Here is a 14,848-nt window from a genome sequence, read left to right as displayed (position 1 = left end):
ATATGTGCCAATTTCTAGCGATTAGAATGGCCTTTAAAATCTTCCATAGAACTATAAATTCCAATAACGTTTTCAGCTACCCAATCCCATAACCCAGTAGGTAAAATACCTTTTAGTACGCCAGATAACCTAACAGTCAATGGTTTGTACACAATTGGTGTCCCTTTTTTCATACCTTTCCATGCCACATCTACTGCAGTTTCAGGTGTGATGACTGGGGTTAACAACATCCCCTTTACACCATAAAACATACCAGTACTAATATAGGTAGGACAGAAAGTTGTTACTTTAATATGCTTATTACCTGATTTTTTGAGTTCCAATCTGAAAGAATCACTCCAACCCAAACAAGACCACTTAGAAGCAACATATACCGACATATTAGGATTAGAAACCAATCCCGCAGCAGAAGCTACATTCAAAATTCTCTTTTCTGTACTTTTATCTGCAATCATGTCATCAATGAATAAATTAGTAACATACATAGGTGCTAATGCATTAATGGACATTGTGAAATAAATATCTTTTTTATTATCCATATTCCAAAAATAATTATTTCCTGACACAACACCAGCATTATTAATTAAAACATCTAAACTTGAAACATTAGGTAAAGCTTTAGTTTCTTTTGCTGCTCGTTCAATTTCTTCTAACTGCCCTAAATCAACTACATTTGTATAAACAATTGCACCTTTAGCTCTGACTTCCTCCGCAGTTTTTTCTAACTGTTCTTGATTAATATCCCACAAAATAATATTGCTTGCTTTTTCTTGTGCTGATCTCAATGCGTATATCCTACCCATTCCCATAGCTGCACCTGTAATCAAAACATTTTTACCTTTTAAATCATAACTCATAGCTGTTCCTTATCTTCCAATGAATAATTTAGTCACTAATTTTGCCATATATCCATAGGGGGCATAAATAAAACGCATTGTGTCTGGCCATAATGGTTTACTGAGTATTGGTTTCAAATGACTGAAAGTTATAAATGAATATTTACCATGATAGTTTCCATAACCACTAATACCAACCCCCCCAAATGGTAGTTTAGGTGAGCTTAAATGAGCAACAGGGATATTAAATCCTATCACTCCTGATGAAGTGTCTCGTAATAAACGACTTTTCTCCTCTTTATTTTTGGTAAATGCATATAATGCTAAAGGTTTTTCTTTGGATAAAATAAGTTGTAGTGCTTCTTCAAAATTATTTACCCTAACGATAGGTAAAATAGGTCCAAATATTTCTGATTTCATCAGCTCAGAATCAAGAGACACATGATCAATAACAGTAGGTGCAATATATTTTTCTGGAATTTTAACTTCACCACCTGTTAAAATTTGTCCAGGATCAATATCGTCTAACATATTCTTTAACCTTCTGACATGTTTTTGATTGATAATGCGACAATAGTCCATATTATTTTCAGGATTTTTTCCATAAAACTTTTTAATTGATTTAATGAAATATTTACCCAACTGATCTGCTATATCTGGTGTTGTTACAATATAATCAGGTGCCACACAAGTCTGCCCTGCATTAATAAACTTGCTCCATACAATCCGATTGACTACATGTTTTAAATTCACCCCTTTTCCTATCCAAACAGGTGATTTCCCCCCCAATTCAAGGGTCACTGGTGTTAAATACTTGGCTGCAGCAACAGAAACAATTCTTGCAACATACTCATTGCCCGTATAAAAAATATAATCAAATCTTTCTTCTAAAATGAGTCCAGTGCCTTCTGCATCCCCTTCTAAAATTTTAACAGCATCATGATCTAAATATTGAGGAATTAATTCCGCTAAGACCTTGGAAACTGTGGGACTAACCTCACTGGGTTTTAACAAAACACAATTACCTGCCGCTAAAGCACCCACTAAAGGGGATAACAACAACATAATAGGATAATTCCATGGTGTAATAATTAAGACAACCCCTAACGGTTCATAAACCAACTGACCTGTTGCTGGTTGTAACATCAAAGGCATTAAACATTTAGTGGATTTCATCCATCTGTTTAGTTTCTTTAATGTATATGAAATTTCCCCTTTAACAAAAGCAGTTTCTGTCATCCTAGATTCTATCTCTGACTTTCCTAAATCTTCTCTAAGCGCTTTTTCTAAAGTGGATGAATTTTCTTCAATTAATCTTCTTAGTTGCTTAAGCTGCTCCTTACGCCACTCAATCGGTTTTGTTTTTCCGGAATTAAAAGTTGCCCTTAATTGAGATACTGTTTGAGACACAATATTTTTATCCAGCTGGAATTGACCCATATTCTCATACCTTCTCTTTATCTAAATCTAAGTTATTAAAAATTAAGGTTACTCTAATATAAAATAAATATTAATAAAATCAATATCCTATTATATTTCTATCACATGTTGTATCTTATACAAATTTATTTTGTAATTTTGTTAAATATTTATCTGCATCTAGAGCAGCTTGGCATCCTGCGGCAGCACTTGTAATAGCCTGCCTATAAATTGGATCTTGTACATCTCCGGCAGCAAACACACCTGCAATACTCGTTTGAGTTGTATTCTGCCCATGACCTTTTTCAGTGTACAAATAACCCGCCTGATCCATTTTTAACTGTCCCTTAAAAATATCAGTATTTGGCCTGTGTCCAATTGCAATAAATACACCTTGCACTTTCAACGTTTCAATTTTATCTTCAACAACAGATTTCAAGTTAACCGCATTAACACCAGTATGATCACCTAATATTTCATCTAAAACTTGATTCAACTTTAATTCAATCTTACCCTCTTTCACTTTCTGCATTAGCTGATCAACCATAATCCTTTCTGCTCTAAAGTGATCACGACGATGAATTAAATATACTTTCCGGGCAATATTAGATAAATATATAGCTTCCTCCAATGCGGTATTCCCTCCACCTATAACTGCTACATATTGATTCTTAAAGAAAAAACCATCACATGTTGCACACGCAGATACCCCTTTCCCCCGAAATACCTCTTCACTTGGTAGGCCTAAATATTTAGCACTCGCCCCCGTAGCAATAATTAAAGCATCACAGGTATAAGTTGTGCCCATATCTCCTTGTAAAATGAAAGGTTTCTCTTGTAATTGTACTTCATTAATATTATCAAATACAACCTCTGTCCCAAATTTTTCAGCATGTGCCTGAAAACGAGCTATTAAATCCGATCCTAAAACACCGTCTGGGTCTCCAGGCCAATTATCTACATCAGTCGTTGTCATCAGCTGCCCCCCTTGTTCTATTCCAGTAATTAACAACGGTGACAAATTCGCCCTAGAGGCATACACTGCTGCAGTATAACCTGCAGGCCCAGATCCCAAAATAATTAAAGAACTATGTTTTCTTTGACTCATCAACATCCCTTATTCTACCAAAAATAAATTCATTCATAAGACTTTGAATCCCAGATACCCCAAAATAGCAAAAATTACGATATCAAATCTATTAAATAACACTACACATAACTTATCTTACCTAAAAATAGTAATCAATAAAAATATGACTATCTTCTAGAAGTTACCAACAAATGGCTCTATACCATCCTCACGTAACTGTACTACCATTAAGGTATTATCCAACAAAGAGGCAATTGTCATCGGTCCCACACCTCCGGGGACTGGCGTAATATAAGATGCTTTTTCTTTTGCTACTTCAAACTCAACATCACCACATAACTCTCCATTTTCTAAACGGTTAATACCCACATCTATCACTACAGCTCCCTCTTTAATCCAATTACCTTTAATCAGATTGGGACATCCTACGCCTACAACAACTATATCTGCTCTTGAAACTTCTGCTTGTAGATCTCTAGTTGCTATATGACATACTGTAACCGTAGCCTTATCTAATAACATTTCAAGAGCACTAGGAAGACCTACTATATTAGACTGACCCACAATAGTTACATTTTTACCTGCAACATCAATACCATATTCTTCCAGCATCAACATGATACCTTTGGGCGTACAAGGTCTTAATAATGGTCTTTTTACTGCAAGCCTCCCTATATTATAAGGGTGGAAACCATCAACATCCTTTTGTGGATGTATTTTTTCAATAATTTTATTTTCATCAATATGAGAAGGTAATGGTAACTGTACCAAAATTCCATCAACTCCATCATTTTGATTAAGCTCCTGAATCAAACTTAATAGTTCGTCTTCTGTAAACTCTGAACTTTTTTCATAAGATAAAGAATAAATACCTACTTTTTCACAGGCTTTTTTCTTATTTTTCACATAAACAGCACTAGCTGGATCATCTCCTACCAAAATAACGGCTAAACAAGGAGCTCTCAAGCCTTTTTTTACCCTCTCATCACATCTTTTCTTCACCGAAGACAGTAATTTCTCTGATACTAGCTTCCCATCTATTAGTTTTGCTGACATTATATTTTTCCTAATTTCTATTTAACAACCGCCTATTCTCTCATTTATTAACTATTTTTTCATCAATTTAACATGGTTGTGATAAATAAAATTCGATACAATAAATAAATGAATATTTTTAGAGAAGAATAACACATGAAAGCAATGATCCTAGCCGCAGGGAGAGGGCAACGTTTAAAACCGTTAACCGACACTTGCCCAAAACCTTTACTATCCATTGGTAATGACTCTCTGTTATCTCGACATATTAAGCAACTCAAAAATTCTGGTATTAGTGAAATCGTTATCAATCATGCTTGGTTAGGACAAAAAATTGAGGAAGCCTTAGGTGATGGTTCACAGTTTGGTGTTTCTATAACCTACTCTCCTGAAGGTGAATTAGGTCTAGAAACTGCTGGTGGTATAAAAAAAGCATTACCCATGTTGGGCGATGAACCTTTCTTAGTCATCAATGGGGATATTCTCACTGATTTCAATTTTAAAAAGGCATTTAACATAAAACAAGAATTAATTAAAAAACATATAATGGCTCACTTATGGCTTATTAGTTATCCAGTATCTCACCACCCCACAGGAGACTACTCTATTAGCTCAGAAAATTATCTAATCGAAAAAGCATATCCAAGTTATACATTTTCAGGAATTGCTGTTTATCACCCAGATTTTTTTGTTACTGTCCCAGAGAAAACCCCCTATAAATTAGCCTCTTTATTTCATCAATATATACCTGAAAAAATGGTACAGGCTGAATTATTTCCTGGTCTTTGGTTGGATGTAGGAACTATAGATAGATTAAATCATGCAAAACAAATTATTCAGAATAGGAAACTACAATGAAATCAAAACAATTAAATGAGTTAGAAAATTTAATAGAGTCAATGATTAATAAAATTAATGATCTACGAGTTGAAAATAGAGTTTTAAAAAGGCAGACAATGGAAAATCAAGAAAATAATGCTAAAATTTTTCAAATTCAGGAACAGAATATTGCATTATTAACCGAATCTAATAAAATTTTGCAATTAAAAATCAATATGTTGAAACAAGAATTAAAATTATTAAAAGGAAGTATCAATGAGTGACAATAACACTATCATTGAAATTGAAATTGAAATTGATGAACATCGCCTATCTATCCAGACACCAAAAAAAGAATTAGAAGCGCTTAATCAGTCCGTTAACATATTGAATAATGCATTGTATGAGTTAGCTCAATATCAACATGTAATGAATTCTGAAAAACGACTAATTCTTGCCAGCTTAAACATTATTCGTAATCTGACACTACACTCATCCATAAAGGAAAATTGTAATAAAGATTTAACGCCCAGTACTGTGATCAATGAGAATCTGCTTATCGAAAAAAATGTATTAGCCATACAACTTGCACGTACTATGATAGAACTTAATAATTATAAAGCAAATATTCATGATCAAAATTATTATAATGAATCACAAAATAATAGTAATCAATTGGACTTAACATTGAATGTTAATAAGGAAAATAGTAGAATAACACGCATGGTAGAACGTTGTCGTTCTGCCCTGGAATGAGATCATCCTTGCTTTTTAGTGATACTTAATTCATTAGTTTTTTGTGACTCAATTGTGGTATCCGTGAAAATTTATTAGAAACTATTCCTTAATTTTACAACAAGTTGTAATCTTTACCAAAAAGGTTTAGGTAATTCTGCAATTATTACTTACCTGATCAACTTGAGGTTATTCTTGTTCACTTTTAGCTAAATATCAATTTATGAATATAGTACGTTGCCCTTGGCTAACAAATGACCCTGAATATATTCATTATCACGATCATGAATGGGGTAGAGTTAATCAAAATGACCAATATTTGTTTGAATTACTTTGCTTAGAGGGACAGCAAGCAGGTTTGTCATGGATTACAATCTTAAAAAAAAGAATTGGCTATCGTGAATGTTTTCATAACTTTAATGCCCCAAAAATTGTACAAATATCAAATCGGGAAATTGATTTTCTTATGCAAGACAATCGGATCATTAAAAACCGATCAAAAATATTAAGTATTATCGAAAATGCCAAGTCTTATTTAGCCATTCAGGAGAAGCAATTATTTTCTGATTTCTTATGGGAAATAGTTAATCACAAACCTATCATTAATCACTGGAATGATATGTCACAAGTTCCCACACAAACCGATCTCTCTTCAAAAATGTCCAAAAGACTCAAAAAAGCAGGTTTTAAATTTGTGGGACCAACTATTTGTTATGCTTTTATGCAAGCCTGTGGTATGGTCAATGATCATCTTACGACCTGCTTTTGCCATCCAGACTACAATGATTGAACAATTTTTTGTAAGTCAAACGCCAGCAATATCATTACAGGGTAATAATAACATTTGTTACTTCTTTATTATTCAAAAACTCTTTGCCGTCAAAATCATAATTGATAAATAAAAATTCTCGATTTCCCTCATTACTATCTATTTGAAAAGTATTAAAACCTGTGGATCATCCATTTTTAATCTTAAAATATTTGCCACCTAACCATTTAATACACAATTCCTCACCATCATCCTTATCTAAAAATACAACATAGCTTTTTAATTTTCTTGTGGGGGAAGTGTTAGGTAAAGCAATCTCTCTTAATAAAACAAGTTAAGAAACACATTAACAAAGTTTTACCAGAATCAAGTGAGCCAGATATTCCAGTATGTACTACAGTAATCTGACCAAAATCATTACTGAGATTTCCCTCGTATAAATTAAAAAAAATGCTTCACCAAACACATTTTTTTAAAGCACAACCGATTATCACCAAGCATTACCCAATCCCTTCCTCTATAAAACACGTAAGAATCAGAAAAATTAGCAAAATTTTTAGATGTTAGAATTTTAAATGTGGACAATAATTAACATTCGTTGGTTGAGCAAACAAAGCACTTGGTCAAGTAATATCAGAAAATGTTGCCACAATACCCAACTTTTGTAACGCTGTTACTACCTTATTGATATTCTCTTGCAATTGTTCGAGTGCATCCCCGCCTAAATGAAAAAAGTTGCATGACTTTTACCAGGCGATCTTAGCCCCTGACAAATCATCTTACAATACATTTAAGAACTCTTATTTTATAATATCTCGACCAGAAAAATAAGCCTTTTAGCATGCTATCCGATAACTGATAAGAATTAAGTAATGAAAAGGAATGAATCGCTACAAAATCCACTTGGATTAAGTTCAAAATATCATATGTTCCAGCATAGGAAATATTATCGTAATTTTTTATCTCTACTTCTCGGGCATAAGAACGGTAATTAATCCCTTTAATTTCTAATATTTCATTAGAAATGATAACGTTCATTTCCTAATAAATTGTAAACAGGCACGCTACCAAGCTGAATAATACAACGCTCTCCCGTCAATAATAACCGTAATTTCTCTACCTTACAAACAAATACTTGAGCATACTACATCCAGAGAAAAAAATGATGAGCCCACCTACTCATCACTATAAAGTGGTACTTTGATGGTGACACTTCAACTAAATTTGAACTTCTTTTATAACTTTGTTTAATATATTTTAATAAATTGTACTCATATAGCGATATCTTTAATGATAACTGCCAAATAAACCTCCCAAAGTTTTTAAATTACAGCTTATGTTCTAATTTATTAAATGCAGAAATTAAATAAACAAATGAGATCAAGGTTAAAAAAGTTGCTACTAAAAACGGATTAGATTCTCGTAATAAAATATCCTGTTCAACACTGAATTTAAATAAATCAGTCATAAACAATAACCCAATAATAGTTGCCAAACTAACAAAAGAAGAAATCACTCCTTGCAGTTCTCCTTGCTCATTCTCTTTGACCTGTGAAGTATATAAACTACTGTAAGCAGAATTAGAAATCATGGAACACCCAAATAAAGCACTAGCAAAATACAATATACCAGTATTATTTACAAATACCATCATTAACATTCCCAGCGCAAAAAGAATCATACCTAAATAACAAATATTAATATTTCCTAATTTAGGGTACAATTTCGGTACTGCTACCAATTGTACTACTATCATGACTACGCCTATCCAAATGAATAAATCCGCTGTTTGTACAGGATCCCATTTTAGTTTTTCTTTAACAAAAAAAGAAGTTAGAACAAAAGGTGCTTGTACAGCTATCATAAATATAAAATGTGATAAAAACATTTTCTTTAAACCAGGGTACTGACTAAATTTAACAATAGGTTTGAAGGGACTTTCCACTTTAAACTTATTGCGCTTATTTTCTGCTAATGTCTCAGGCATAAAGAATAATATTACTAAAAAGTTAACCAACGCAAACATACTTGCAAAAAAGAAAGGTGCTCTCACCCCTAAATGAAAAGCTAACCCTATACGTACAGAAATTGATGAAATAATAGGTCCGACAATCAATCCTAGACCAAGTGCTGCATAAATAAATGCATAATTTTTTGTTTTACTTTCTGGAGAACTAATATCTGCCACACAAGCCAATCCAGTGACCAAACATGCCCCAGTAATTCCCGCTAAAATACGTCCTAAAAACAATACCCATAATTCTGTAGCAAATGCCATAATCAAATAGTCAAAAATAAATACAAAAGAAGAAATAACTAAAATCTTTCTACGACCATAATGATCACTTAATTTCCCAATAATAGGGCCAAATATCAATTGCATTAAAGCATAACTGGCAGACAAAAAACCACCAATTTGAGCTGTATCTGCCACATCACTACCCGTAATTTCATACAATAAGTCAGGTAAAACAGGCAGTATAATTAATACTCCAGATTGTTCAAATAATACTGTAAAAAATAAAATAACCAATATAATCTTCAAGTTTTCTGGCCCAATGAAAGCTCTCAAAACATTCTCCCTAAGTGATTAATTTTAAATTATAAAATATGGATGGTATAGATTGGTTGTTCCTGTCAATTTTATAATTGTTTCCAGAATTCTATGACTCTTTTTATTTGAACAATTTGAATTTCAAAAAAAATAAACTTTATTTATTGATATAAACTACTACATCAACTTATTCACAATAAATAATAAAACTTAATTTCTAATGAACCTAATTTGGCTGTATTACAATTTTTACATTAATTATATAGTCAAGTACAATATCACTTATTTCTGTACCTTATTAACAACACTAATAACGCTATGCCTTAGTTATTTATCAGTTTTAAATTAAATCATACAAACATAACTAATATTCAATTGATCTAGTGTATCACTTATTTTTTCTGATTTCATAAGTTATTATAGTGTATCACCCCAATAAAGCCACTAACAAAGCTTTAATAGTATGCATCCTGTTTTCTGCTTGAGAAAAAACAATTGATTGTTCACTTTCAAACACTTGATTGGTCACTTCAACACCATCCAGACCAAATGCTTGATAAATTGCTTCACCTATTTTAGTCTCTCTATCATGATAGGCCGGCAAGCAATGCATAAATTTTACATTAACATTATCAGATAGTTTCATCAACTCACTATCTACTCGATAGGGTTCTAATAGTGCAATACGCTCAGACCAAACTTCATCTGATTCTCCCATAGAAACCCAGACATCTGTATAAATAAAATCTACATTTTTAACCGCCTCTTCCGTAGATTCTGTCAGTAATATCCTAGCTCCTGATGTTTTTGCTAATTCTTTACACATCAATACCAAGCACTCCTCTGGCCACAAACTTTTAGGTCCTGCGATTCTTACATCCATACCCATTAACGCACCCAAATGAAGTAGAGAATTCCCCGTATTATTTCTGGCATCCCCTAAATAAACAAATGAAATATCAGTATACTTTTTTTGCGAGTATTCGCGCATGGTCATCAAATCTGCCAACATTTGCGTCGGATGCCATTGATCTGTTAAGCCATTTAAAACAGGTACCTTGGAATACAAGGCTAATTCTTCTATTAATGCTTGCGAACTACCACGATACTCAATAGCATCAAACATCCCACTTAATACTCTTGCGGTATCTTTGATACTTTCTTTATGACCCATTTGGCTACTTTGCGACTCTAAATATGTAACATGAGCACCTTGATCATGAGCAGCTACTTCAAATGCGCATCTAGTCCGTGTTGAAGTTTTTTCAAAAATCAGGGCAATATTTTTACCCTGCAAAAGAGGTTTTTCCGATGCCATACCTTTAGCTTGCTTTAATGCAATGGCTAATTGGATCAGATCTTCTACCTCTGATTTAGAAAAATCTGATAATTTTAAAAAATCTCTATTCTTAAATTGACTTAGCATGTAGAAAATCCTTCTTTTCTATAATTTTTATAAAATTTTAACTTAACAATAATTCCCTCAATATTTTCTCATAAATTTGTGATAAGGAAATTACATCTTGTAATTTAACACATTCATTTACCTGATGAATCGTTGCATTAACAGGGCCAAATTCAATTAATTCCCTAGCAATATCCTTGATAAACCGTCCATCAGAAGTTCCACCTAAGGTATTGATGTCTGATTTAACCTGCAATTCATCCCATATGACTTTTTGTACTACTTCAGTTAACCGACCTTCTGGTGTAATAAAAGGCTTACCTGAAACTTCCCATTCAATATCATATTCCAATGCATAATCATCCAAAATAGCCTGAACTTTTTTTTGTAACTCTTCTACTGTATTTTCCGGACTGAATCTAAAATTGAACCATGTAGTTAATTCACCAGGAATCACATTACCGACGCCGACACCTGCTTGAATATTGGAAAACTGTAAACTAGTTCTTGGAAAATATTCAATTCCCCTATCCCACTCAAAATCTATTAATGTGTTCAAAACAGGTGCTATTTCATGGATAGGATTAATTGCTAAGCTAGGGTAAGCAATATGTCCCTGCTTACCCTTAACTCTTAACTTTGCAGACATACTCCCTCTACGACCATTTTTAATGGTATCTCCCAATATATTAATAGATGTCGGTTCCGCCACAATACAATAATCAATTAATTCTTGCCTATCTCTTAATTTTTCCACCACTTTAACTGTGCCATCAACGCCATTGCCTTCTTCATCTGAGGTAACTAATAAAGCAATACTCCCATTAAAATTAGTATATTGATATATAAATCTCTCGATAGCAGTTACAAAAGCCGCTAATCCTGACTTCATATCTGCTGCCCCTCTTGCATATAAATAACCATTTCTAACAGTTGGTTCAAATGGAGGGCTATTCCAATTTTGCAGGATACCTGCAGGCACTACATCTGTATGACCTGCGAAACAAACCAAAGGCTTTTTTTCTCCAATCCTAGCCCAAAAATTACTTGTTTGATTAAAATGCATTTTTTCACATTTAAATCCTATTTTTTCAAGACGTGTAAGTAATACATCCTGGCAACCCAAATCATCTGGTGTTACAGAAGGTATTTTTAATAGTTCAACCAATAGCTGGATTGTGTCAGTTTGAGTTACGTTAGTGAGTGACATATTAAAACCCATTTTCCATAATAATCTGTCCTGGTAAATGGTTTCGATGCATAGAAAACCCTCTATCTAATAGTGATTTAAATGTATCTTGAACCATTTTAGGATTACCACAAATTAGAAATCTTGTATCTTCTGGAGTAAATTTGAATCCTATTCTTTCCTCGAGCTGACCTGAAACAATCAAAGCAGGTACTCGCTCTTTAAATGCCCCATCCACTTCATTTCTAGTAACTACCGGTACAAATTGTAACTGTGTCAATACCGAAGATAATTCAGGATAATCATGTAATTTATTAACTAACGCCAATGAGACTAGCTCGTCTTGATAACTCACAGAATGTACTAAAATAACCTTATCAAATTGTTCCCAAAGTGCTAAAAATTTTAACTGTGACAAAAAAGGTGCAATACCAGAACCTGTTGCCAACATCACTAAATTCTTTCCTGACTCAAATCGCTCAGGCAATAAAAATCCAAAAGCTGTTTTGTCTAACAAAATTTCGTCACCATCTTTAATACTAGATAAACGTTGGCTCATTGAGCCATTTTCAATTAGAACAACATAATATTCAAGGAAATTCTCATTGACACTCGAGGCAATTGAGTAAGCTCTCCATATAAATCCTGAGTCTTCAGGTAATCCAATACGTGAAAATTGGCCTGGCTTAAATTGATAGCTTTCAGGTCTTGTGATAGTAAATGTCATTAATTTGTCAGTATACTTTTTAGACCATAAAACTTTTTCTTTTGTGTATTTTTCTTCAGACATCCATCTACTCCTCTATCTTTAATTGTTAATATCTGTTAAAGACCAACGTGATTTTACAGTAAAGGATTGTGCTTTTTTTCTTATATCCAAACGCATCGCACCCGCTAAAGCAATCATAGCACCATTATCAGTGCACCATTGTAATTCAGGAAAATAAACTTTAGATTTTAATTTTTTCAATGCCTGTCTTAAAGCTTGATTAGCACCCACCCCTCCTGCTACAACCAAAAGATTTAATCCAGTAACCTCCAAAGCCAGTTCTACTTTTTTGTGTAATACTTCTACCACTGCAGCTTGAAATGAAGCAGCGATATCATAAATTTGTTTCTCAGATAATGTTACTTTATTATTTCTTGTTAATGTCGTCACCTTAGTTAATACTGCAGTTTTCAAACCAGAGAAACTCATATTAAGATCTTTGCTATACAACATAGGTCTAGGAAACAAGTAAGCCTCCTCATCACCCAAATTTGCTAGACGAGATAACTGAGCACCACCAGGGTAAGGTAACCCTAATAACTTGGCTGTCTTATCAAATGCCTCCCCTACTGCATCATCTACAGATTCACCTAATAACTCATACTCACCAATACCGGTAACTTTAAAAAGTTGTGTGTGACCTCCGGAAACCAATAACGCAATAAAAGGAAATTCTGGTTTATTTTCTGATAATAAAGGTGAAAGTAAATGTCCTTCAAGATGATGCACTGGTATTAAAGGCCTATCTAGAGAAAGTGCCAATCCATGGGCAAAACCAGTTGCAACTAATAAAGCTCCTCCCAGTCCTGGCCCTTGTGTATAAGCAATAGCATCAATATCTTTCCAAGAAATAGTCGCATCAGATACGCATTTCTCGGTTAACTCTGCTATTCTGTTTATATGATCACGACTTGCCAGCTCAGGAACAACACCACCATACTCAGCATGCATCGCGATTTGACTATGTAGACCATGTGCCAATAATTGTTTTTTGTCAGAGTCATATAAAGCAACACCTGTTTCATCACAAGAGGATTCAAGTCCCAATACGATCATACTGCTGAGCAACTTTCTAGATGATTAAATAAATCATGTGCCACTGATAAGCTTTTTTCCGGCGTGTCACTTAAGACATTAAAATGCCCCATTTTTCGCCCTGGTCTTGCCTCTTTCTTGGCATATAAATGCAAATGCACAACCGGTTCTCGTAATAAAATTTGCCAATCAGGATCTTGTGTATTTCGAGGCCATAAGTCACCTAATACATTGACCATTGTACATGCTCTCAACAAATCAGTATCTAATGGTGGTAACCCACACAATATCCTAACCTGTTGCTGAAATTGACTCGAAAGTGTCGCATCTAAAGTATAATGCCCAGAATTATGCGGTCGTGGTGCTATTTCATTGACATAAATTTTTTGTTTATCATTGACAATAAAAAATTCGACCGCTAAAACGCCAACATAGTCTAGATGATTTGCTAATTGTATGGCATGGCTTTGCAATTCTAATTGAATGTTTGGCATTAACCCACTAGGCACTGTGGAAGTAAATAAAATACCATTTTTATGGACATTATCTGCTACAGGAAAACATTTAACAGTATTCTGATCTAATCGAGAAATTACTACTGAAGCTTCAGATTGTAAATCTAATTTTTTTTCCAAAACACAGGGAACACTTTTTAAATCTAAAAATGCTTGTTTTAACTCTATTAAATCATTAACTAAAATTTGACCTTTCCCATCATAACCTAAAGTAGCTGTCTTCAAAATACCTGGCAATAATTCCACACAATCGGTATTACAATCAATATATGAATCAATCACTCGGTAAGGTACAGTCTTCAAACCTGCAGTTTGAATCTTTTTTTTCTCTAGAATTCTATTTTGTAATATAGCAACACATTCACTAGAAGGAGACACGCGAACCGATTTAGCTAATCTCTCCATCAGATCAACACTCACATTTTCAAACTCTGTCGTTACAGCAGCACACTGTTCTAACTGCTTCAGAGCCTCTGGATCATCATAATGCTTACATATATGTTGATCAGCAAACATTTTTGCAGGAGCATCAACATCTGGGTCTAAAACAAGTACATTATAACCCATGGTTTTAGCGGCAATAGTAAACATTGTACCCAACTGGCCACCACCCAATATACCTAAAGTTTCAGGAGGTAAAATAATCTTATTATTTTTTTTAGAATTAGTAGTATACAT

The 14,848-nt window shown here is 33.6% G+C and carries 14 protein-coding genes; 4 read left to right on the top strand and 10 right to left on the bottom strand.

Features of this window, described 5'->3' with window-relative positions; translation table 11 throughout:
- Positions 1-14: 14 nt before the first annotated feature.
- The 4 genes from GKC53_00480 to folD all read right to left on the bottom strand — a co-directional run bounded on the left by GKC53_00480 (position 15) and on the right by folD (position 4,401).
- Positions 15-857, bottom strand: a complete 843-nt coding sequence (locus GKC53_00480; GenBank protein ID QRN40654.1) for an SDR family NAD(P)-dependent oxidoreductase — start codon at positions 855-857, stop codon at positions 15-17.
- Between the two features lie 9 nt (positions 858-866).
- Positions 867-2,261 (bottom strand): aldehyde dehydrogenase family protein, encoded by a 1,395-nt coding sequence (locus GKC53_00475; protein ID QRN41800.1) that lies wholly within the window; start codon positions 2,259-2,261, stop codon positions 867-869.
- 130 nt (positions 2,262-2,391) lie between these two features.
- A complete protein-coding gene (gene trxB, locus GKC53_00470; GenBank protein QRN40653.1) occupies positions 2,392-3,363 on the bottom strand; it encodes a thioredoxin-disulfide reductase in 972 nt (323 codons plus the stop codon).
- A gap of 156 nt (positions 3,364-3,519) precedes the next feature.
- The gene (gene folD, locus GKC53_00465; protein ID QRN40652.1) at positions 3,520-4,401 is read right to left on the bottom strand and encodes a bifunctional methylenetetrahydrofolate dehydrogenase/methenyltetrahydrofolate cyclohydrolase FolD; all 882 of its coding nucleotides are present in this window, start codon (positions 4,399-4,401) and stop codon (positions 3,520-3,522) included.
- A gap of 135 nt (positions 4,402-4,536) precedes the next feature.
- Here folD and GKC53_00460 point away from each other — a divergent pair, with 135 nt between their 5' ends.
- From GKC53_00460 to tag, 4 genes are all read left to right on the top strand, one after another.
- Positions 4,537-5,238, top strand: a complete 702-nt coding sequence (locus GKC53_00460; protein ID QRN40651.1) for an NTP transferase domain-containing protein — start codon at positions 4,537-4,539, stop codon at positions 5,236-5,238.
- Entirely contained in the window at positions 5,235-5,483 is a 249-nt protein-coding gene (locus tag GKC53_00455; protein QRN40650.1) for a hypothetical protein, read from the top strand. The genes GKC53_00460 and GKC53_00455 overlap by 4 nt, the downstream gene beginning before the upstream one ends.
- Positions 5,476-5,955: a hypothetical protein gene (locus GKC53_00450; protein QRN40649.1), complete on the top strand. Its 480-nt coding sequence runs from the start codon at positions 5,476-5,478 to the stop codon at positions 5,953-5,955. Before GKC53_00455 ends, GKC53_00450 begins: the two co-directional genes overlap by 8 nt.
- A gap of 202 nt (positions 5,956-6,157) precedes the next feature.
- Positions 6,158-6,724 (top strand): DNA-3-methyladenine glycosylase I, encoded by a 567-nt coding sequence (tag, locus tag GKC53_00445; protein ID QRN40648.1) that lies wholly within the window; start codon positions 6,158-6,160, stop codon positions 6,722-6,724.
- 1,306 nt (positions 6,725-8,030) lie between these two features.
- On the opposite strand, the gene GKC53_00440 is transcribed toward tag, so the two are convergent.
- The 6 genes from GKC53_00440 to GKC53_00415 form a co-directional block, all read right to left on the bottom strand.
- Positions 8,031-9,275 carry an MFS transporter gene (locus GKC53_00440; protein QRN40647.1) on the bottom strand — a complete coding sequence of 415 codons (1,245 nt, stop codon included), beginning with the start codon at positions 9,273-9,275 and terminating at the stop codon, positions 8,031-8,033.
- Positions 9,276-9,684: 409 nt separating this feature from the next.
- Positions 9,685-10,683, bottom strand: coding sequence for an ornithine carbamoyltransferase (argF, locus tag GKC53_00435; GenBank protein ID QRN40646.1), 999 nt, complete (start codon positions 10,681-10,683; stop codon positions 9,685-9,687).
- 37 nt (positions 10,684-10,720) lie between these two features.
- A complete protein-coding gene (gene dapE, locus GKC53_00430; GenBank protein ID QRN40645.1) occupies positions 10,721-11,872 on the bottom strand; it encodes a succinyl-diaminopimelate desuccinylase in 1,152 nt (383 codons plus the stop codon).
- A 1-nt stretch (position 11,873) separates the two neighbouring features.
- Positions 11,874-12,641 (bottom strand): ferredoxin--NADP reductase, encoded by a 768-nt coding sequence (locus GKC53_00425; protein ID QRN40644.1) that lies wholly within the window; start codon positions 12,639-12,641, stop codon positions 11,874-11,876.
- Between the two features lie 18 nt (positions 12,642-12,659).
- A complete protein-coding gene (gene tsaD / locus GKC53_00420) occupies positions 12,660-13,676 on the bottom strand; it encodes a tRNA (adenosine(37)-N6)-threonylcarbamoyltransferase complex transferase subunit TsaD (protein QRN40643.1) in 1,017 nt (338 codons plus the stop codon).
- The gene (locus GKC53_00415; GenBank protein ID QRN41799.1) at positions 13,673-14,848 is read right to left on the bottom strand and encodes a 5-(carboxyamino)imidazole ribonucleotide synthase; all 1,176 of its coding nucleotides are present in this window, start codon (positions 14,846-14,848) and stop codon (positions 13,673-13,675) included. Before GKC53_00415 ends, tsaD begins: the two co-directional genes overlap by 4 nt.

It is taken from the genome of Neisseriaceae bacterium, assembly GCA_016864895.1.
GTDB lineage: Bacteria > Pseudomonadota > Gammaproteobacteria > Burkholderiales > Neisseriaceae > QFNR01.
Note: the sequence above shows the minus strand (reverse complement) of the source record. Positions and strands in the feature narration are given on the sequence as shown.